The 21264-nt window shown below is 72.5% G+C and carries 15 protein-coding genes; 7 read left to right on the top strand and 8 right to left on the bottom strand.

Features of this window, described 5'->3' with window-relative positions; all coding sequences use genetic code 11:
• Positions 1 to 43 precede the first annotated feature (43 nt).
• The 6 genes from FHX31_RS03690 to FHX31_RS03665 all read right to left on the bottom strand — a co-directional run bounded on the left by FHX31_RS03690 (position 44) and on the right by FHX31_RS03665 (position 6844).
• The gene (locus FHX31_RS03690; RefSeq protein ID WP_184975099.1) at positions 44 to 1798 is read right to left on the bottom strand and encodes a substrate-binding domain-containing protein; all 1755 of its coding nucleotides are present in this window, start codon (positions 1796 to 1798) and stop codon (positions 44 to 46) included.
• Between the two features lie 177 nt (positions 1799 to 1975).
• Complete coding sequence (locus FHX31_RS03685) at positions 1976 to 3010, bottom strand: lactonase family protein (RefSeq protein WP_184975096.1); 1035 nt, start codon at positions 3008 to 3010, stop codon at positions 1976 to 1978.
• Positions 3011 to 3111: 101 nt separating this feature from the next.
• A complete protein-coding gene (locus tag FHX31_RS03680) occupies positions 3112 to 3714 on the bottom strand; it encodes a GTP-binding protein (RefSeq protein WP_013288179.1) in 603 nt (200 codons plus the stop codon).
• A complete protein-coding gene (locus tag FHX31_RS03675) occupies positions 3695 to 4084 on the bottom strand; it encodes a DUF742 domain-containing protein (RefSeq protein ID WP_184975093.1) in 390 nt (129 codons plus the stop codon). The genes FHX31_RS03680 and FHX31_RS03675 overlap by 20 nt, the downstream gene beginning before the upstream one ends.
• Entirely contained in the window at positions 4074 to 4496 is a 423-nt protein-coding gene (locus tag FHX31_RS03670; RefSeq protein WP_013288181.1) for a roadblock/LC7 domain-containing protein, read from the bottom strand. The genes FHX31_RS03675 and FHX31_RS03670 overlap by 11 nt, the downstream gene beginning before the upstream one ends.
• Positions 4496 to 6844, bottom strand: coding sequence for a sensor histidine kinase (locus FHX31_RS03665; protein ID WP_013288182.1), 2349 nt, complete (start codon positions 6842 to 6844; stop codon positions 4496 to 4498). The genes FHX31_RS03670 and FHX31_RS03665 overlap by 1 nt, the downstream gene beginning before the upstream one ends.
• A 303-nt stretch (positions 6845 to 7147) precedes the next feature.
• On the opposite strand from FHX31_RS03665, the gene FHX31_RS03660 reads away from it, so the two are divergent.
• From FHX31_RS03660 to FHX31_RS03640, 5 genes are all read left to right on the top strand, one after another.
• Positions 7148 to 7747 carry a hypothetical protein gene (locus FHX31_RS03660; protein WP_013288183.1) on the top strand — a complete coding sequence of 200 codons (600 nt, stop codon included), beginning with the start codon at positions 7148 to 7150 and terminating at the stop codon, positions 7745 to 7747.
• A 13-nt stretch (positions 7748 to 7760) separates the two neighbouring features.
• Positions 7761 to 8828, top strand: coding sequence for a hypothetical protein (locus tag FHX31_RS03655; RefSeq protein ID WP_184975090.1), 1068 nt, complete (start codon positions 7761 to 7763; stop codon positions 8826 to 8828).
• Between the two features lie 126 nt (positions 8829 to 8954).
• Positions 8955 to 10613, top strand: coding sequence for a sodium:solute symporter family protein (locus FHX31_RS03650; RefSeq protein ID WP_184975087.1), 1659 nt, complete (start codon positions 8955 to 8957; stop codon positions 10611 to 10613).
• A gap of 16 nt (positions 10614 to 10629) precedes the next feature.
• Positions 10630 to 10953, top strand: coding sequence for a hypothetical protein (locus FHX31_RS03645; RefSeq protein WP_123110070.1), 324 nt, complete (start codon positions 10630 to 10632; stop codon positions 10951 to 10953).
• Between the two features lie 76 nt (positions 10954 to 11029).
• Positions 11030 to 11413 (top strand): hypothetical protein, encoded by a 384-nt coding sequence (locus tag FHX31_RS03640; protein WP_123110071.1) that lies wholly within the window; start codon positions 11030 to 11032, stop codon positions 11411 to 11413.
• 108 nt (positions 11414 to 11521) lie between these two features.
• On the opposite strand, the gene FHX31_RS03635 is transcribed toward FHX31_RS03640, so the two are convergent.
• Positions 11522 to 13330: a glycoside hydrolase family 6 protein gene (locus FHX31_RS03635; RefSeq protein WP_013288188.1), complete on the bottom strand. Its 1809-nt coding sequence runs from the start codon at positions 13328 to 13330 to the stop codon at positions 11522 to 11524.
• 646 nt (positions 13331 to 13976) lie between these two features.
• Between FHX31_RS03635 and FHX31_RS03630 the strand changes: the two genes are divergently transcribed.
• Together FHX31_RS03630 and FHX31_RS03625 are read left to right on the top strand one after the other, a co-directional pair.
• Complete coding sequence (locus FHX31_RS03630) at positions 13977 to 15206, top strand: hypothetical protein (protein WP_486481649.1); 1230 nt, start codon at positions 13977 to 13979, stop codon at positions 15204 to 15206.
• Positions 15207 to 15285: 79 nt separating this feature from the next.
• Complete coding sequence (locus tag FHX31_RS03625) at positions 15286 to 16089, top strand: class F sortase (RefSeq protein WP_184977742.1); 804 nt, start codon at positions 15286 to 15288, stop codon at positions 16087 to 16089.
• Between the two features lie 64 nt (positions 16090 to 16153).
• Here the strand turns inward: FHX31_RS03625 and FHX31_RS03620 are convergent, their stop codons facing one another.
• Positions 16154 to 21217, bottom strand: a complete 5064-nt coding sequence (locus FHX31_RS03620) for an NAD-glutamate dehydrogenase (RefSeq protein ID WP_184975081.1) — start codon at positions 21215 to 21217, stop codon at positions 16154 to 16156.
• Between the last annotated feature and the right edge of the window lie 47 nt (positions 21218 to 21264).

The raw sequence follows: 21264 nt of genomic DNA, 5'->3' as shown, positions 1-21264 counted from the left end.
ACCGGATTTCCGGTACGGCGGAAGACTAGCGCTGAGCTTCAGGTCAGCGGGGGGCGGGCGGCCGGAGCGCGATCGCCCGGAGGAAGATCTCGCCGATCTTGCTGGGGTCGGTGGTGACGAAGGCGCCGCCGCCGGTGACCTTGGTGATCGACTCCAGCTCGGCCCGGTTCACCTCGGTGCCGATGCCGATGATGACGACCTGGACCGGCTGCTCGTCGTCCTTCAGCTTCTTCAGCTGGTCCAGCAGCTCCTTCTGCGAGATGCCGTTGTCGTCCTCGTTCTTGCCGTCGGTGAACAACACGATCGAGTTGACCTTGCCCGGCTCCCAGTCCTGCTGCACCTTCTTGTACGCCGCGAGCATGGTGTCGTACAGGCCGGTGTCGCCGCTGGAGGGCTTGATCGAGGCGAGGCCGCGCTGCAGCGCCCCCCGGTTGCTCGACAACGGCTTTATTCCGACCAGTTCGCTCCAGTCCTGCGAGCCCTGGAGGTTGGTGGAGAACGTCCAGAGGCCGATCGACCAGGAGTCGTCGAACAGCCCGAGGCCCTGGCTCGCGGCGGCGACTGTGACCTGCTCCCGGCTCGCGCCGTTGGCGGTCGCGACCGGCTTCTTCATCGAGCCGGACACGTCGATGACGCAGAGCATCCGGCCCGACTGGGTGGCCACCGACCAGGTCGTGGTCGCGGTCGAGATGGCACCCGGGTCGAGGTCGGCCGCGCCGCCCTGGCCCGACGGCGGCACCTGGCTCGCGCCGCCGTTGGCCGGGCTCGGCGCGCCGGTCGGCGCCTGGAAGCCCCGGCCCCAGTTGCCGTCCGGTGCGCGCAGCGCCTGCGAGGCGAGCCGGTCCTTGAAGCCCGGCGTACGCAGCACCTCGAAGAGGACCCGGGCGGCGGACGCCTTGGTCGGCTCGATGCCGGGCAGCACCGCGAACGGGTAGTCCAGCGGGATCGGCGCCGGCTCCAGGTAGAGCGCGGCGAGCCGGATCGGCGGCTTGGTGCTGTTGTAGGCGATCACGTCCTCCTCGGACAGCGCCGCCGCCCCCAGCCCGTTGGCGATCGCCGTCGGGTCGGACGAGCGCGGGAACCGCGCGAGGAGGTCCTGCCGCAGCGAGGAACGGTTGGTCGCCAGCGCCCGCAGTGCGCCGACCATCGCCTCCTGCGCCTTCGGCGAGCCGGACTCGCCGGTGGAGCTGGCTGCGGCGGTCAGCGACAGCAGGCCGGACAGGCCGGCCGCGTCCTGGGTCGGCTCGACGATCCCGGCCCGCAGCGGCTTGCTGGCGGTGACCTGGGTCAGCAGGTCGGACCAGCGGAGCTTCTTGTCCGGCCACCCTATGCGCGAGGCCACCGGCTCGGGCAGCGCCACCACGACCGGGCTACGGGCGATCGAGGCGCCGTTGGTCGGCGCGAACGCGCTGGCCCCGCCGCTCTTGAGCCGGACCAGCCAGGTCGACGAGTCCGGCACCCAGACGTCGGGGGTGACAGCGGTGCCGCTGGCCTGCCCGACGCCGGCGAGCGTGGCGCCGTGCTTGCTCGCCACCGCGGCGGCCACCTCGACCGACTCGGACGAGGAGACGTTCACCGCGATGCAGGTCCCGCCCACCGCCGCACCGTCGGCGACCCACTGGTCGGCGGCGGCGCGCACCGCGGGGGCGATCTCCGGGGCGGTCGCCACCGACAGCTCGATCCGGCCCGAACAGTTCGGGCCGGCCAGCTGCTGGTAGCCGAACCACGAGCCGGCTACGACGGCGACCAGGGCGGCCGCCACGGCGGCGGCACCTGCTCCGCGGAGGTGAGAACGCATGCGATGGCGGCCAGACACGGTGACCATCTTGCGTACCTCGTGGGGTTACCACCACAACCGTTCGGACGAAAGTTACGCAGCAGAAACAGTTGATCAGCTAACTCATACGCTAAGTTACTGGTCAGTCATTTATGGTGATGTCAATCCACTTCGGACCGCCAATTGGTAACCGTCCGGTCACGGTAGGACGCACGTCGGGCTCGCCACCGGCACCGGCTCCCCCACCGGCTCGGGCACCCCGCCGTCCGGATCGACCCGGAAGATCCTGATCATGTCGGCCCGCTCGTCGGCCACGTACAGGTGCTCACCGGCGAACGCGAAGTGCCGCGGCCACTCACCGCCGGTGTCGACCTCGGCCACCAGCTCCGGCGCGGCGCCGTCCAGCGCGAAGACAGCGATCGTGCCCACGCCGCGGTTGCCCACGTAGAGGAAACGCCCGCCCGGCCCGACGGCCACCTCGGAGGGCTGGACGTGGCCGGTCCGGCCGCTGGCGTCGACACGCGTCGACTGACGGGGCCCGTCCGGCGTCAGCTCGTACGCGGTGACAGTGGCGTCCAGCTCACCGACGAGCCAGCAGCGCCGCCCGTCCGGGTGCCGGGCGAGGTGCCGGGGACCGGTCCCGGGCGCCGTCCGCAGCCGGGGCTCCCGCTCGGCCAGCCGGCCGGTGGACGCGTCGACGTCGTACCGGTAGACGGAGTCGGTGCCCAGGTCGACCGCGAGCAGCCCACCTCCGGCCGGGTCGGGCGAGACCATGTGGCAGTGCGCGTGCTCCTGCCGCTGCGGGTCGGCGCCGTGCCCGGAGTGCCGGACCAGGTCGGTGCGCTCCCCCGGCACGCCGTCGGCGTCCAGGCCGAACACCGCCACGCTGCCGCCGCCGTAGTTCGCCACGAACAGGTGCCGCCCGTCCGGGGCGACCGCCAGGTGGCACGGCTCCGCGCCACCTGTCTCGCGGACGCCCAGCGGCGTGAGATCGCCGTCCGGGGCGAGCCGGAACGCGCTCACCAGCCCGTCGGGCAGCTCGTTGCACCCGTACAGCACCGGCAGCGCCGGATGCCGCACCAGGAACGACGGCGACGGGGTGACCGCCACGACGCCCAGCGGGGTCAGTTCCCCGGTCACCCGGTCCCGCCGGGCCGCCACGACGCCCTCGGCCCGCCCACCCGTCTCCGCCGTGTAGCCGCCGATGTGGACGATCTCGTCCTGCCCGGTCACCGCTCCCACCTCTCGTCGGTCCTGACTGCGATCCAACCAGAGGCTTCCCGGTGACGCGCCCGGTCAGTCCTGCCAGACCCGACGGATCGGGCGTCGAGGGCTCAGCCCACCGGCACCGGCTCGCCGCGCTGCCGCGCCACGTGCTCGACGAGCGAGATCAGCACCAGCTTGCCCGACTGCCGGTCCCGGGCGTCGCAGAGCACGAGCGGGACGTCCGGGTCGAGGTCCAGGGCGTCGCGGACCGCCTCCAGGCCGAACCGGCGGGAGCCCTCGAAGCAGTTGACGCCCACCACGAACGGGATGCCCCGCTGCTCGAAGTAGTCGATCGAGGGGAAGCAGTCGGCCAGCCGCCGGGTGTCGGCGAGCACCACCGCGCCGAGCGCGCCGAACGCCAGCTCGTCCCAGAGGAACCAGAACCGGTCCTGGCCCGGGGTGCCGAACAGGTAGACCTGGAGGTCGTCGTTGATGGTGATCCGGCCGAAGTCCATCGCCACCGTCGTCGTCGACTTCTGCTCGACCCCGGAGACGTCGTCGGTGCCGAGCCCGGCCCCGGTCAGGACCTCCTCGGTCTGCAACGGCCGGACCTCACTCAACGCGCTGACCAGCGTCGTCTTTCCGGCGCCGAAGCCGCCGGCGATGAGGATCTTCAAAGCCAGCGGCACTCGCGGCGCCCCCGGCTCCCGGTCATAGCGCACGGAGTCCACTGACCACCGCCTTGAGGATGTTGTCGTCGGGCAGGTACGCGGTGGCCGGTGGCCGGTGCACCGCGACGAGCCCATGGGCGAGAAGGTCGCCGAGCAGCACCCGGACCACGCCCACGGCGAGGTCCAGGTCGGCGGCGAGGTCGGCCACGGCCTTCGGCCGCCGGGCCAGCTCGATCAGGCGGCGGTGCTCCGGCTGCAGACCGGGCGTGCCGGCCGGGTCCGCGTCAAGGGTGGCGAGCACGAACGCCAGCAGGTCGAAGCCGTCGACGGGTGGGCGCACCCGGCCGCCGGTGAGCGTGTACGGACGCACCACCGGCCCGGCGTCGGCGTCCAGCCACTCGTGCTGCGGCCCCGGCGACTCAGCGCGCATCGGTCCGCTCCCCCGCCACCCGGCTCGGCGCGGCCAGGTTCTCCCCGACCCGGATGACGAGCATCGCCATCTCGTACGCCACCAGGCCGATGTCGGCGTCGGCGTCGCTGGCCACCGCCAGGCAGGCGCCCTGCCCGGCGGCGGTCACGAACAGGTAGGCCGACTCCATCTCCACCACCGTCTGGCGGACCGCGCCGCCGCCCAGGTGCCGGGTGGCGCCCTTGGCCAGCCCGGAGAAGCCGGACGCCAGCGCGCAGAGGTGTTCCGCGTCGGTGCGGTCCTGGTCGGTGGAGGCGCCGAGCAGGAGCCCGTCCGCCGAGAGCACCACCGCCTGGCGGGCGGCGGGGACACGCTCCACCAGGTCGTCGAGCAGCCAGTCGAGATCGGCGTTCTGCCGCGTCGTGTGCACCACTAGGCGTCCCTCTCAGTCGCGGTTCGTTGGTCCGGCGCCGGCGGGGCGGGCTGAACGGCCGGCCCCGCGGTGGTGGACGGCGTACCGGTGTCGCGCGGTTCGGTGGTGGGGGTGGTCGGATCGGTTCCGGCGGCGCGCGAGCCGTCCCGGCGTCCCCGCGCGGTGCCGGCCTGCAACGCGGACATGGCCCGGCGGGCCTCCTCCGGGGTGCGGTGGGCCGGGGTGTCGGCGACCGCCGCGCGGGGTCGCGCGGTCGCGCCGCGGCGCCGGATCCGGCGAGGCAGGCCGTCGCCGTCGGCGGGTGGCTCCACAGTCGAGGCGCGGGCCGACTGCAACGGGACGACTGTGTTCTCCGACCGGTCCCGGCCCGGCCGGGCCGGCCGCCCCGGCCGGGGCACAGTGGTCAGCCGGGTCACCTTGGCCAGGCGCCGCCGTTCCGGCCCGGCGGAGGCGTCGGCGCCCACCGGCGGCTCGTCGGTGATCAGTTCCGACGGTACGAACACCGCGGCGACGATCCCGGCCGGGCGGGACGGCCGCAGCTCCACCCGTACGCCGTGCCGGGCGGCCAGGCGGGCCACCACGAACAGCCCGAGCCGGGCACTGCCGGCCGGGTCGAACTCCGGCGGCTCGGCCAGCTTGCGGTTGGCCTCGGCCAGGGCCGGCGCGGACATGCCCAGCCCCCGGTCGGTGATCTCGATGGTGTAGCCGCCCGGGACGCTCCGGCCGCTGACGTCCACCCGGGTGCCGGGCGGGGAGAACGTGGTCGCGTTCTCGATCAGCTCGGCGAGCAGGTGGATCACGTCGCCGACGGCCCGGCCCAGCACCCCGGCCGGCGCCACCTCGCCCACGTCGACCCGGTCGTACGCCTCGACCTCGGAGATCGCGCCGCGCATCACGTCGACAGCCGCGACCGGGCGGCGCCAGCCCCGTCCGGGCGCGGCACCGGCGAGGATGACCAGGTCCTCGGCGTGCCGCCGCAGCCGTGTCGCCAGGTGGTCGACCTGGAACAGCCCGGCCAGCTCGTCCGGGTCCTCGGTCCGCCGTTCCAGCCGGTCCAGCAGCGCCAGCTGCCGGTGCACCAGCCCCTGGCTGCGCCGGGCGAGGTTGAGGATCACCTCGTTGAAGCCCCGGCGCAGCGTGACCTCGTCGACGGCGGCGCGGACAGCGGTCCGGCGCACCTCGTTGAAGGCGCGCGCCACCTGGCCGATCTCGTCGCCGCCGTGGTCCAGCTCGGGCGCCTCCCGGGCGACGTCGACCTCCTCGCCCCGGCGCAGCCGCGCGACCACGTCGGGCAGCCGGCGTTCGGCCACCTCGGTCGCGGCGGCGCGTACGCCGGTCAGCCGCTGCGCCAGCGACCGGCCGACCCGCAGCGCCACCAGCACGCACACCACGATCGCGATCAGGCCCAGGACACCTGCGGCGGCGAGCTGCACGAGGATCCGGGTGGCCATCGGCACCGACCGCTCGGCCAGGGCGTCCGCGCCGCGCAGCTCGAAGTCGCGCAGGCTCTGCCAGACCTCGGCGTGACCGGTGTCCCACGCCCGCATGTCGAACCGGGCGGGCAGCGCGGACGAGCGGATCAGGCTGTCCTGGAGCGCGCGCAGCTTGAGGAACCCGGCGCCCTCGGTCATCCGCTGGTACGCGGTCCGCTCCCCCGGCGGCAGGTCGGCGACCGCGATCTCGGCCAGGAAACGCTGGTTCTCGACTGTGCGTACCAGTTGCTCGTGCTCGCCCTCGGCGTACCGGCCCGCGGTGACGGCGCCGGCCAGCAGCGCGTCGGCCTGGCCGAGCAGCTCCCGGGACCGGCCCAGCGCGGTGAGCGCCGTCGCCTCCCGGTTGAGCTGCGCGTCGGGCAGCGCGGCCATCGCGCCGAACGCCTGGAACGCCGAGCCGATCATGCCGCTGTAGAGCCCGACGGCGCCGGCCCGGTCGACCTTCCGGTCGTCGATGAAGGCGCGCCCGGCGGGCAGCGCGTCGAGCGCCGAGACCAGTTGGTCGAGCCGGTTGTCGAGCTGGGCGTCGGCGACGTCGCGCAGGTCCCCGCCGTCGACCTTGCGGCGCAGCTCGACGATCGCGTCGTCGGTGCGTACCCGCTGCTCGGTCAGCTCGGGGAGGGCGCGGTCACCGGCGAGCTGGACCACCGACAGCCGCCGCTCCCGTTGCAGCTCGGCCACCACGGCCTCGCCGGGACGGCCCAGATCGTAGAGGAGGGTACGCGCCGAGAGCAGGTCGAGCGCGGGCCCGAAGGTGAGCGTGGTGGCGAAGATCCACAACGCCAGCAGCCCGGTCACCGGGCCGATGACCAGCGCGGTCAGCTTGGCGCGGATCGGCCAGTCACGGGTGTTCAATCAGACCTCGCCCGGGAAGGTGTCGCTCGGTGGCGCCGGCAGCGGCCGTCACGTTCGCCGGCCACGACGCCGGGCCCCGGCCCGGACGCCTTGGGCAGGATACGTAATCCGGGGCGGATGCACTACCGGCCGTCTCGGCTCTCGCTACGGTCCGAGACGGGCAGGAGGGCCTCAGTCGGACATCGGCCCGGCACCGGACGGCGGTCGCGACATCGCGCCTTTTCCCGGCCGGGGCGGAAAGTACGGCACAACGGGATTGGCGATCACCCGCGCGAGGGAATACCAGCGTGCGAAGGAGGAGCCATGTCGTCCACCCAGGTAGTCGTCATAGTCATCGTCGTCGCCGTCATCGCCGCGCTCGTCGCGGTCGCCGTGGTCGCCAGCCGCCGCCGGGCGCTGCGCGAGCGCTTCGGCCCCGAGTACGACCGGGTCGTCGCCGAGCAGGACAGCCGCAGCGCCGCCGAGCGTGAGCTGCGGGAACGCGAGCGCCGGCACGCCGAGCTGGAGCTGACCCCGCTGAGCCCGGAGTCCCGGGCCCGCTACGCCGCCGCCTGGGAGGAACTCCAGGTGCGCTTCGTCGACTCCCCCGCGGAGACCGTCGGCGAGGCCGACGAGCTGGTGAGCCGCCTGATCGCCGAGCGCGGATACCCCACCGGGGACTTCTCGGACCAGATCGCCCACCTCTCCGTCGAGCACGCCCGCACCCTCACCCACTACCGCGACGCCCACGAGATCCGGCAGCGCAACGAGCGCGGTGAGGCCGGCACCGAGGACCTCCGGCAGGCGCTCGTGCACTACCGCGCCCTCTTCGCCGACCTGCTCGGCGAGGAGCCGGTGCCCACGTCCACGCAGCAGCCGGAGCAGCGCCACCCCGACCACGACCACGACGTCCCGAGCCGCTGAGGAGGCCGCCGCCATGCGCCAGGAGGAACAGCAGGTCACGCAGGACCACCCCGAGGCCGTCCGGTCCGCACCGGTGCCGGTGCCGCAGCCGGGTGAGCACACCGACGCCGGCCGGCGCGACGCCGACCGGGCCGACGTACCCGAGGACGCACTAAACGACCGGGGCACCTTCGACGACCCGGCGGTCGCCGACGAGCGGCGCGACGCCGAGGTCGACGAGACCCGCGCCTACGACGCCGGGGAGCTGCGCGACGCGGCCGACCGGACCGACGACGACGGGCGGGCCCCGTACCACGAGCCGGCGCCGCTGCCGACGGCGTTCGGGGCGGCCACGGTGGGCGACGCGGTCGCCGCCTCGGCCCTGGCCGGCGGTCGCCCACAGGACGAGCGCGACGCGCGCGACGAGGACACCGCGGCGCCGGGCGACGGCGCGCCGGGACGTACCGGCCCGCTGGACGACGAGCGGGCCGACCCGACGGCCGGGGACCGCCTGCACGACCGCGACCGCTGGGACGCCGAGCACACCGACGGCGACGGCCGGGACGACCGAACCGGCGACGACGTGGCCCGGGACGACCGCGTGGTCGACGGCGTCCGCCGGGACGACGCGGTCGCCGACGGCGCGGTCGGGTACGGCAGCGCCGAGCCCGGCCTGGTCGACCCGGACGCCGAGGCCGTCCCCGCGGCCGACGACGCCGACCGGCGGCACGACCGGGTGGACACCGACATCGCCACCGCCGCGGCGGGCGCGGCAGCCGCCGGCGCGGGCCTGGCCGGCGGCGAGCGGACCACGCCCGGCGCGGTACCCGCCGACGCGGCGACGCTGTTCGCGCCGGAGGCCGCGCAGGGTTTCCGGGACCGCTGGCGCGACGTGCAGCTCCGCTTCGTGGACGACCCGCGCGCCGCGGTCGGCGAGGCGGAGTCGCTGGTCGAGGAGGCGATCGAGGCGCTCTCCACCGCCCTGCGGGAGCAGCGCACCCGGCTCGGCGCCTGGCAGGAGTCCGGCTCCACCGACACCGAGCAGCTCCGGGTCGCCGTGCGCGGCTACCGCGACTTCCTGGACCGCGTACTGGGCCGCTGAGAAACCGCCACGAAGCCCCGGCCGGTGACCCGGCCGGGGCTTCCGCACGCCCGGACCGAACAGCAGGTATGAAACTTCGCAATCGGGGTACGTGCGGTCAGCGGTGCACACGAGGGGAGCACGGTCATGGGCGGTGGCGGCCTGCGATTGAACATGAACGCCCTGGACTATCTGATCCTGGCGCTCTACTTCGTCACGGTGCTCGGCGTCGGTTTCGCCGCCCGGCGCGCGATCCGCACCAGCGTGGACTTCTTCCTCTCCGGCCGCTCCCTGCCCGCCTGGGTCACCGGCCTGGCGTTCGTCTCGGCGAACCTGGGCGCGCTGGAGATCATCGGCATGGCCGCCAACGGCGCCCAGTACGGCATCATGACCGTGCACTACTACTGGATCGGCGCCGTACCGGCGATGGTCTTCCTCGGCATCGTGATGATGCCGTTCTACTACGGTTCCAAGGTCCGCAGCGTCCCCGAGTATCTGCGGCTGCGCTTCAACCGCCCCACCCACCTGCTCAACGCGATCAGCTTCGCGGTCGCGCAGGTGCTCATCGCGGGCGTGAACCTCTACGCGCTGGCCCTGATCATGCAGGCGCTGCTCGGCTGGCCGCTCTGGTTCGCGATCATCGTCGGTGCGGTGATCGTGCTGGCGTACATCACCGTCGGCGGGCTCTCCGGCGCCATCTACAACGAGGTGCTCCAGTTCTTCGTGATCATCGCCGGTCTGGTGCCGATCACGGTGATCGGGCTGGTCAAGGTCGGCGGCGTGAGCGGCCTGATGGACGCGGTCCGTGACTCCAGGCTCGGCGAGGCCGGGCTGCACGCCTGGGAGGGCACCGGCAGCACCGACAACCCGCTCGGCGCGCACTGGCTGGGCATCGTCTTCGGCCTGGGCTTCGTGCTCTCCTTCGGCTACTGGACCACGAACTTCGCCGAGGTGCAGCGCGCCCTGTCCGCGCGGAACATGAGCGCCGCCCGGCGTACGCCGATCATCGCCGCGTACCCGAAGCTGCTGATCCCGGCGGTCACCGTGATCCCCGGCCTGATCGCCCTGGTCACCGTCAAGGGGCTGGGCGCCGACGAGGGCGACCTGGTCTACAACAACGCGATCCCGCTGCTCATGCGCGACCTGCTGCCCAACGGCGTGCTCGGAATCGCGGTCACCGGCCTGGTGGCCTCGTTCATGGCCGGCATGGCGGCGAACGTCAGCGGCTTCAACACCGTGTTCACGTACGACATCTGGCAGGCGTACTTCCGGCGCGACATGCCGGACGAGCACTACGTGAAGGTGGGCCGGCTAGCCACCGTCGGCGCCGTGGTGATCGGCATCGGCACCGCGTTCATCGCGGCCGGGTTCAGCAACATCATGAACTACATCCAGGCGCTGTTCTCGGTGTTCAACGCGCCGCTGTTCGGCACGTTCATCATCGGCATGTTCTGGCGGCGGATGACGCCGCTGGCCGGGTTCTGGTCGCTGCTGTCCGGCACCGTCGTCGCCACCGCCACGTACCTGCTCTACAAGGGCGGCGTGATCAGCTTCAACTCGGACCTGGAGGAGAGCTTCTGGGGCGCGGGCCTGGCCTTCGCCACCGTCGCGGTGGTGGCCGCGATCGTCACCCCGCTGACCCGGCCGAAGACCGACGACCAGCTGACCGGGCTCGTGTACGGCCTCAGCGACACCACGCTCGCCGACGACACGCTGGCCGGCGACGCCGCCTGGTACCGCTCCCCGGTGCTGCTCGGCGTCGTCGCCGTGATCCTCGCCGCCCTGTTCTACATCCCGGTCTTCTGAGGAGAGGACGCACGCCATGGCAGACGACGCGGACCGCCACTACCAGGGCGGCGAGGCGCACGACCCGCTGGTCGACGAGACCGAGGACATCCGGGAGGAACGCTCCGCCGCGGCCCGGCTCTTCGACATCCGCCGGGTCATCGGTGGCCTGTTCGTGGTGTACGGGCTGATCGTCGGGCTGATGGGGCTGTTCGACACGTCCGCCGAGATCGACAAGGCGCAGGGCGTCCGGATCAACCTGTGGGCCGGCGCGGCGATGCTGGTGTTCGGCCTGCTGATGCTGCTGTGGCTGCGGCTGCGCCCGACCGAGACGCCGGAGCCGCACCGCGACGAGTCCTGACCCCCGCCGCCCGCATGGCACGGCCCGCACCGGGTACGCCACGGGGATCAGGCGGAAGGGACAGGAGGGCAGCAGCATGACCGATCGTGACCGCGGTGGCGAGCGGCCGCTGGAGGAGACCCCCGAGGTGGCCGCGGCGGTGGACGACGACAGCACGGTGCCCCAGTTGCGCAGCGGCGGCACCGACCCGGACAACCCCGTCTTCGCCGAGCCCGACGGGGCGGTGCCCGACACCGGGTCGCCGAACCTCATCGGTGACCCGTACGCGGCCGGTACCGGCGCGACCGGCACCGGTACCGGCGCCGCCCCGGACGACATCCGCACCGGCGCCGAGCAGCCCTGGGATCCGGAGGACCTGGTGCAGGCCCGGGGTCAGGACGTGACGCCGGAGAACCTGGAGCGGGCCCGCCGCGACCTGGCCGAGCTGGGCCGGGCGGCGATCGAGCGCACCGTTCCCTGACACCGGAACGGCCGAGGGCCCCTGGCCGACGTGGGCGTCGACCAGGGGCCCGGGGAACCCGCGCGGCGGTGCCTCACTCCCGCCGCCGCGGGTGGCCCTCACCGCGGCTCAGGAGAGCGGCGGGTACGCGTTCTGCATGAGCTGCTGGAACTGGGCCGGGAACCACGCGCCGGAGATCGGCGCGTCCGGCAGGGCGCCGGACATGCTGTTGCCGTTGCGGGCGTTACCGGTGTAGGTCGGGTCGCACATCCGGTCGAAGCCCTTGCCCTCGTTGTTCGGGATCTCCTTGCTGGAGCCGTCCGACTCACCCGGGGGCTTCACCCAGACGTAGGCGTCGATCCCGGTCTCCGGGTTGGCCCGCGGCCGCTCGCCGAGACCCGCGCCGGCCTGGTTGCACCAGTTGCCGGCGTGAATGCGCCGGTCGACCCGGCCACCGTCGACGTACGCGTCCACGCTGGTCATGGGGCCCGGGCCGGTCGGCCGGGCGGAGCCGCCCCAACCGTTACGGGAGGTGTCGATCAGCATGCCGATGTTGCTGTCGAAGCCGACCGAGACCAGCTTCTGCCGGAACGCCTGGGCGAACGACAGCTCGTCGACGTACTGGTTCCAGTCGATCCACTTGGACTGCCGGACCGTCTGGCCGTTCACCGAGTCGGTGACCTTGACGTACGGCTCCTTCAGGGCGGAGTAGTTCGCCGTGTTGACGATGAAGCCCTGCACGTTGGCGACGGTGCTGCCGGACGCGACGGCGGCGGCCTTGAGCTGGTCGGCGACCGGGCCGAAGTTGCTGTCCCAGCCGATCCAGCCGTGGTGGGCGGCGTCGATGTAGTTGTAGACGTTGCCGATCGCGCCCAGCTTCGCCAGGGCGTAGCCGACACCGTTCACGTACGCGCCGTTGGCCTTCACCGTGTCGCACATGACCGTGCCGCCCGGGTTGCCCGAGGTGTTGGTCACCAGGTTGGGCAGCGAGTCGATCTCGATGATGTTGACGATGCGCAGGTTCCGGTACTTCGAGTCACCCTGGATCGCGGCGATCGGGTCGATGTACTCGGCCTTGTAGCGGGGCAGCTCGTCCGGGCCCAGCTCGCCGTTGGAGGCCAGCGCGGCGCAGTCCCGGCCGGGCAGGTTGTAGATGACGAACTGGATGTAGCCGGCGCCCTGGGCGAGCGCGGCGTCCAGGTGGTCACGGACGCCCATCGCGCCGTTGGAGCTGCTGTCCGGCGTGCCGTTGATGGCGGCGATCCGGTCGATCCAGACCGCGGTCGGGTTGTTCGACACCCGGCTGCCGCCGGACACCGACTCGGCCTTGGCCTTCCACTCGGGGTTCACGTACCCCTTCACACCGACGTACGGGTTGTCGACCCGCTGCCCGGGCGGCGGGGTGCTCGTCGGCGGCGTCGAGGTCGGCGGGGTCGACGTCGGCGGCGTGCTCGTGGGCGGCGTGCTGGTCGGCGGCGTGCTCGTCGGCGGCGTGCTGGTGGACGGCGTGCCGCCGTTGCACACAGTGCCGTTGAGCGTGAACTGGGTCGGCTTCGGGTTGCTGCCGCTCCAGGAGCCGTTGAAGCCGATGGTGGTGCTGGCGCCGCTGGCGAGCGACCCGTTGTACGACTCGTTCTGCGCGGTGACGTTCTGGCCGCTCTGGGACCACCTCGCGGACCAGCCGTTCACCACCCGCTGCGAGCTGTTCGGGAAGGTGAAGCCGAGGTTCCACGAGCTGAGCGCGTCACCGATGTTCTTGATGGTCACGGTGCCGGTGAATCCACCGGGCCAGTCGCTGGTCGTGTACGTCACGCTGCACTGGGTGGCGGCCTGCGCCGCGGTGACCGGGAGGGTCACCAGTCCACCGGCTACCAGGACGCCGGCGCCGGTGAGCGCGAGCGTCCGGTTCCGGCCGGACAGCCTTCTCCACAGATTCATGCCACTGATCTCCTTGGGCGAGACCGGATCCGCGTACGGCCCGGCGCAAATGGCGGCGGCGGTCGTCCTGCGGGAACGACCGTGCGCGCCACGGGTTTCTTCGGGGGACGCCCGACCCGGACGGGCGTTGTGGGGGTGGTGGTGCCGACCGGTCCGCAGACCGGCCGATGGAGCCGGACGTCGGCCGGTGGTGCCGGCTGCCCTCGACGTCTGAGCTCGCGGTGTGGCTCCCCGAACCGCGTGCAGCGATTCTTGCATGGGAGCGCTTCCATGGCAATGGCTCGATACGCCTGCCGCCCACCCTACCGGCGCCCGGCGCCACCACACCCCCACTCCCCGCCGCCCACCGGTGCCCTCAGCTCGGGTGGAACGTCATGGGTGTCAAAACGACCCGGAGACACCCATGACGTTCCACTCGGTACGCGGACCGCACGGAGGGGCGCCGACAGCACGAGTGGGACCGGCGTCGCGGGACCGCCGTGGAGAGCCTGATCGGCGCTACCGGTCGGGCAGCACGCGCCGGGGCCACATCACTGGCAAATCCCTAAAAGCGAATCTTTCCCCGGATAAGTCGCGAAAAGGTCTAACGTCAGCCTTAGCTCGACTGACGTCGGGCTCAGGACGAACAGGGATGGAGACGCTGGTCATGGCTAAGAAGATGCTCGGGAAGGTGGTCGCGGGCGCCGCCCTCGGCGGAGCCGGCCTTCTCGCGTTCACCCCGGGAATGGCCTACGCGGGCGGGCACGACGAGGGCAAGGTCATCGCCAAGCCCCACGTGGTGAAGGCGGGGGACACCGTCGAGCTGCTCGCGATCTGCTCCGAGCCGCAGAAGCACGCCACCGTCTGGTCGAAGGTGACCGGCAAGGTCGACCTGCACCCGGCCCGCGACGGCGAGCACGGCGACTGGGCCGACCGCGGCGGCGACTGGGGCGGCGACTGGGGCGGCGACCAGGACTGGGGCTGGGACGACAAGGGCCCGGACGGCAAGGACGACCACGGCAAGGGCCCCGACGGCAAGGACGAGCACGGCAAGGGCCCGGACGGCCGCGGCGAGCCGGGCGGGGAGGGGCACGGCCCGGACGGCAACGGCCCCGGTGGCAACGGTCCGGGTGGGAACGGCCCCGGTGGCAACGGCCCCGGTGGCGACGGGCCGGGCGGGAACGGGCCGGGTGGCGACGGCATGCCGCAGCCTCCGGCGAACCAGCCCCAGCCGCCCGCCGGCCAGCCGGAAGGGCAGCCGCAGCCGGGTGGCGCGGGCGCCGGCGCGGCCGTCGACCCGGGCGACTGGCAGGGGCACGACGAGTACGGCCAGGACGCCGAGCCGGGCTGGGAGAAGGAGAAGGCGGGCGCGCCGGACTGGACCAAGGACGAGCACGGCCCCGACGGCAAGGACCGGTACGGCAAGGACGCCAAGGACGAGCACGGCAAGGACGACCGTGGCGGCCGGCCGGACGACAAGGGCAAGGACGGCAAGGACGAGCACGGCTCCTGGCAGGACGGCAAGGACGACTGGCAGGGCGGCAAGGACGACTGGCAGGCGAGCGGAGGCGCCTGGCAGGAGGACAAGGGCGACTACGGCAAGGACGCCGAGCGCGACTACGGCAAGGACGAGTGGGAGCACGGGAAGGACTTCGTCTACTACGGCGAGGCCACCGTGTCGCACGACGCCCGGCCGGGCCGGTACGAGCTGCGGGGCACCTGCGGTGAGGGCGAGCTGGTGGTACTGCCGCGCGGCGGGGTCGACGGCGGCGACGGTGGCATGACGACCACCGGCGTGGACCGCAACCTCGCCACCGGCGGCGCGGGCATGATCGGCGCCGCGGCGCTGGGCGGCCTGGTGCTGCTGCGTCGGCGGCGGACCGGTGGCCTGGTCTGACCGGACGACGACCCGGGCCGGCGGCCGTCACGGAAGTCCGTGGCGTGCCGCCGGCGCGGCCGTCGTCGTCCTGCTCGCCATGGCCGGGGCCGGTCTGATCGGCGCGTCCGTCCGGACCGCCCCGCCACCGTCCCCACCGCAGCCGATCTCGCAGGCGGCTCCCGTCACCACCGACCCGCTGAGCGATCCCCCCGGCGCCTACGCCGACCCGGACGCCGAGGGCCGACCCGCACCGGGCACCGAGGGCCAACCGGCACCGGGCACCACCGGCCAGTCCACACCGGACGGCACCGGCCAGCCGGCAGCGGACGCCGCGGGGGGCGGCCCGGCGACGCCGGGGCCACTGACCGGCGCACCCGGCGCCACCCCGGGCGCCGCAGCCGTCCCGGGCACCCCGGACACGACGGGCGCCGCCCCGGCTCCACTTCCCCGGTCCGCGCCGGTCACCATCTCGATCCCCCGCATCGGGGTGCAGGCGCCGATCATGTCGCTCGGCACGAACCCGGACGGCACGGTCCAGGTGCCCCCGCTGGACCAGGCCATGAACGCCGGCTGGTACTCCCCCGGCGCCAGCCCGGGCGAGGCCGGCAACGCGGTGATCGTCGGTCACGTCGACTCCGCCCAGCTCGGCCCGGCGGTGTTCTTCAACCTCGGCGCGCTGGTGGCAGGCGACACGATAGTGGTCGCCCGGCAGGACGGCTCGTCCGCCACGTTCACCGTGCGGGAGGTCGCGTCGTACCCGAAGACCGCCTTTCCCGCCGCGCAGGTCTACGGTCCGTCGGACGTCCCGGCCCTGCGCGTGGTGACCTGCGGCGGGGTGTTCGACAAGACGGCCGGGAGCTACCTGAACAACATCGTCGTCTACGCCCCGATGACCAGCTGAGGGCGGCAACGGCAGTGGCCCGGTGGTCGGGGAACCGACCACCGGGCCACTCGTGCGTCAGCGGTCAGGCCGCCGCCGAGGTCCGGACCAGGGTACGGATCTGGCGCAGCAGCACCGACAGCGCGGACAGGTCGGCGCGGGACTCGTCGAACTCCCCCATCGCCCGGTGCGCCCGGTGGATCGAGGTGGCGTTCGCCTGCTCCCACTCCTGCACCCGCTCCACCGGCGGCACGTCCTCCGGCGTGGACCCGAGCACCTCGGCGGTGAGCGCGGCCAGCGCGGCGTACAGGTCGTAGCGCAGCGCCATCCGGGCCAGCGTCTGCCACCGGTCCTCGCGGGGCAGCAGGGAGATCTTCGACAGCAGCGCGTCGACCCGGAACCGGTCGGAGAGCACGAAGTAGACCGAGGCCACCTCGCTCACGTCCCGCCCGGTGCCCTGCGCCGTCTCCACGATGTCCAGCAGGCCGAAGCTGTACATCAGGCGGGTCGCCTGCTCGGCCAGGTCACGCGGCAGCCCACGCTCGACCAGCGACTCGATGTGCGCCGCGATGGCCTCCCGCTCGGTGCCCCAGAACCGGTTCTCCAGGTCCGGCAGGAGCCGGGCCACACCGTCGCGCAGCCGGGCGATCTCCGCCGGCACGTCGATCGGCGAGCGCCGGTTGGTGACCAGCCAGCGCACCGCGCGGTCGAGCAGCCGCCGGGTGTCCAGGTAGACGGCCGTCTGCAACTCGGGCGAGACCTTGTTGTCCAGCGCCTCGACCGCGTCCCACAGGTCGCGCAGGCCGAACACCTCGCGGACCACCACGTACGCCCGGAGCACGTCCGCAGCGGACGCCGCCGTCTCCTCGACCACCCGGAAGACGAACGAGATGCCGCCCCGGTTGATCGCCTCGTTGACGAGGACGGTGGTGACGATGTCCCGGCGCAGCCGGTGCCGGCCCATCCGCTCGGCGAAGCGCTGCCGCAGCGGCGTCGGGAAGTAGTTGACCAGGACGTCGGTCGTCCACTCCTCGTCCGCCAGGCCCTCGCCGACGATCTCGCGCTCCAGCACGATCTTGACGTACGCGAGCAGCACCGCGAACTCCGGCGCGGTCAGGCCGCTCTCGGTGCGGACCGCCAGTTCCTCGTCCGACGGCAACGCCTCCAGCGACCGGTTCAGCGCGCCGGACCGCTCCAGCTCGTTGATCATCCGCCGGTGCACCGGGAGCAGCGAGGCGGCCTGGGCCTGGGCGTTGTTGAGCGCCCGCGCCTGGTCGTAGTTGTCCCGCAGCACCAGATCGGCGACCTCGTCGGTCATCTGGGCCAGCAGCTCGTCGCGCTCCGGCCGGTCCAGCTCACCGTCGGCCACCGCCGTGTTGAGCAGGATCTTGATGTTGACCTCGTGGTCGGAGCAGTCCACACCGGCCGCGTTGTCGATGAAGTCGGTGTAGATGCGGCCGCCGGTCGAGGCGTACTCGATCCGGCCCTGCTGGGTGAAGCCCAGGTTGCCGCCCTCGCCGACCACCCGGCAGCGCAGGCCCTTGCCGTCCACCCGGATGGCGTCGTTGGACTTGTCCCCCACCTCGGCGTTGGTCTGGCTGGACGCCTTGACGTAGGTGCCGATGCCGCCGTTCCAGAACAGGTCGACCGGCGCGGTGAGGATCGCCTTCATCAGCTCCTGCGGGCTGAGCTGCGTGACGTCCTCGTCGAGGCCGAGCACCGCGCGGACCTGCGGCGATACCGGCACCGACTTCGCGGTACGCGGGTGGACGCCGCCGCCTTCGGAGATCAGCTCGCGGTCGTAGTCCTCCCACGACGAGCGGGGCATGTCGAACAGCCGCTTGCGCTCCTGGAAGGACCGGGCCGAGTCCGGATCCGGGTCCAGGAAGATGTGCCTGTGGTCGAACGCGGCCACCAGCCGGATGTGCTGCGACAGCAGCATCCCGTTGCCGAACACGTCACCGGACATGTCGCCGACGCCGACCACAGTGAAGTCCTGCGTCTGGGTGTCGTGCCCCAGCTCCCGGAAGTGCCGCTTGACCGACTCCCAGGCACCCCGGGCGGTGATGCCCATCTTCTTGTGGTCGTAGCCGGCCGAGCCGCCGGAGGCGAACGCGTCGCCCAGCCAGAAGCTGTGCGCCTCGGAGATCTCGTTGGCGATGTCGGAGAACGTCGCCGTGCCCTTGTCGGCGGCCACCACCAGGTACGGGTCGTCGCCGTCGTGCCGGACCACGTCCTCGGGCGGCACGATCTCGCCGCTGACGATGTTGTCCGTGACGTCGAGCAGCGCGGAGATGAACTCCTTGTAGCAGATCACCGCCTCGTCCCGGTCACCCGGCTTCTGCTTGAGCACGAAGCCGCCCTTGGCGCCGACCGGCACGATCACGGCGTTCTTCACCATCTGCGCCTTGACCAGGCCGAGCACCTCGGTCCGGAAGTCCTCACGCCGGTCGGACCAGCGCAGGCCGCCGCGGGCCACCGGCCCGTAGCGCAGGTGCACGCCCTCGAACCGGGGCGAGTAGACGAAGATCTCGAACTTGGGTCGCGGCGCCGGCAGGTCCGGGATGGCCTGCGGGTCCAGCTTGAACGCCACGTACGCCTTGGGCCGCCCGCCCACCGGCTTCTGGTAGAAGCTGGTACGCAGCGTGGCCTGGATCAACGTCAGGTACGACCGCAGGATGCGGTCCTGGTCGAGGCTGGCCACCTCGTCCAGCGCCTCGCCGATCGCGTCGACCAGCTCGCCGCTGCGTTGCCGGCGCTCGTCGAGCGTGGTGGCGCCCGGCGCGAACCGGGTCTCGAACAGCTTCACCAGCAGTTCCGCGATCTGCGGGTACGCGATGAACGTCTGCTCCATGTACTCCTGGGAGAACACGGTGCCGGCCTGCCGCAGGTACTTCGCGTACGCGCGCAGCACGACGACCTGCCGCCAGGTGAGCCCGGCCCGGAGCACCAGCTCGTTGAAGCCGTCCACCTCGGCCTCGCCCCGCCAGGCGGCGGCGAAGGCGTTCTCCACGTGCGGACGCACCTCGGCCAGGTCCTGGTGCCGCTCGGGCAGCTCCAGACCGAAGTCGTAGAGCCAGATCCGGCCGTCGACGCGCTCCACCTCGTACGGGTGCTCGTCGACCACCTTCACGCCGAGCGAGTGCAGCACCGGCAGCACGGCGGAGAGCATCATCGGCTCGCCGTACCGGTAGACCTTGAACCGCACGTCCATCGCCTCGTCGGCGTCGGCGGCGCGGGCCGCGTACGGACGCGGCGGCGCCTGCTTGCGGAACAGGTGCATCTCCAGCTGGCCGGGCTCCTCCAGCAGCTCCAGCTTCGCCAGGTCCTTCATCGCCTCGTACGGCGTGTGCCCGTCCTTGTAGCCCTCCGGGAACGCGTCGGCGTACCGGGCGAACAGGTGCTTGGCCTGCTCGTCACCGAGCTTGCGTTCCAGCACCAGCCGGTAGTCGTCGTCCCAGAGGCGGGTCGCGTCGGCCAGCTCCTCGGCGAGCAGGTCGGCGTCGATGTCGCCGGGCGGGTTGTTCGGGTCGGTACGCACGATGAAGTGCACCCGGGCCAGCATCGACTCGGTCACCCGCGTGGTGTAGTCGACACCGACGCCGTTCAGCTCACGCAGCAGAATGTCCTGCATGCGCAGCCGGTTCTGCGTGGTGAACCGGTCCCGCGGCAGGTAGATCAGGCAGGAGATGAACCGCCCGTACGCGTCGCGGCGCAGGAACACCCGCAGCTGCCGGCGACCCGCCATCCGCAGCACGCCGATCACCGCGTGGTAGAGGTCGTCGGTCTTGATCTGGAACAGCTCGTCGCGCGGGTAGGTCTCCAGGATCTGCAACAGGTCCTTGCCGGAGTGGCTGCGCAGGCTCAGGCCCGAGCGGTCGAGCACCTCGGCGACCTTGCGCCGGACCACGGGCAGCTCCTGCACGCTGGTCCGGTACGCGGCGGTGGAGAACAGGCCCAGGAAGCGCCGCTCCCCGACCACCTCACCGGCCTCGTTGAAGATCTTGAAGCCGATGTAGTCGAGGTACGCCGAGCGGTGCACTGTGGCACGCGAGTTGGCCTTGGTGATGATGAGCAGGCGCTTCTCCAGCACCTTCTCGTGCGCCTCGGGCGTCATCGAGTTCAGCGACCGGGCCTCCGGCGAGTCGGAGCGCAGGATGCCCAGCCCGGTGCCGAGCACCGCCTCCAGGGCCTGCCCGCCGCGCGCGCCGTCGGTGTCGACCAGCCGGTACTCCCGGTAGCCGAGGAACGTGAAGTGGTCGTGCGCCAGCCAGCGCAGCAGCTCCACCGAGTCGGTGATGTCCTTCTCCGGCACCGGCGGGCGGTTGTCCGACGTCCGGGCGGCGGCCAGCTCGTCGGCGAGCGCGAGGGCCCGCTGCCGCATCTTCGGCCAGTCCTCGACCGCCTCGCGCACGTCGGTGAGCACCCGCTGCAACTCGCGCCGCAACGTCTCCCGCTCGGCCGGGTCGCGGACCGGGTCGATCTCGATCCGCATCCAGCTCTCGACCAGGTCACCGGCGATCGCGTCGTCCGGCTCCACGTCCGCCGACACCTCGGTGAGCCGGCCCAGCGGCTCGCGCCGCACCACGACCAGCGGGTGCACGAGCAGGTGCACGTCCAGGTGGCGGGAGTTCAGCAGGGCGGTCACCGAGTCGACCAGGAACGGCATGTCGTCGGTGACGATCTCCACGACCGTGTGGTGCTGCTCGGCGTCCGGCTCGTGGATGCGGAGCTTCAGCTCGCCCGGCACCCGCTGCTGGGCCAGGTCCCGGTGGGCCCGGGCCGCCTCCAGCATCTCCTCGGCGGTGAAGCCGATCAGCTCCTCGTCCGGCGCGAACCGCCAGAAGCGGTCCACGAGTGTGGCCGCGTCGTGGTCGTCGCCTGCCAGCGCGACCGCCTGGGCGACCAGCCGCTCCGCGTTGGGAACGGGCTCGTCCAGCTCGGCGTCCTCCGACTCGTCGGCCAGTGCCTGCGCAGGCAGGCCCAGGTCGTAGAGGGTGTCGATGCTGGAACCGGTCATCCCGGTCACTCCTGTGTCGAGACGGCTGAAACCGTCTCCGTCGGTCGCCGAATCGAAGCTGTCGTCGTCCCGGCCGGTGTCAGCCTGCCGGAGGTCGGGTCCCGGTTTGATCGCCGGACGCCGGTCCATCGGTGCCACTCCCCTCGACCCACCGCGTTGTGGGTCACTCTGCCGCC

It is taken from the genome of Micromonospora sp. CNZ286, from assembly GCF_014207755.1.
Note: the sequence above shows the minus strand (reverse complement) of the source record. Positions and strands in the feature narration are given on the sequence as shown.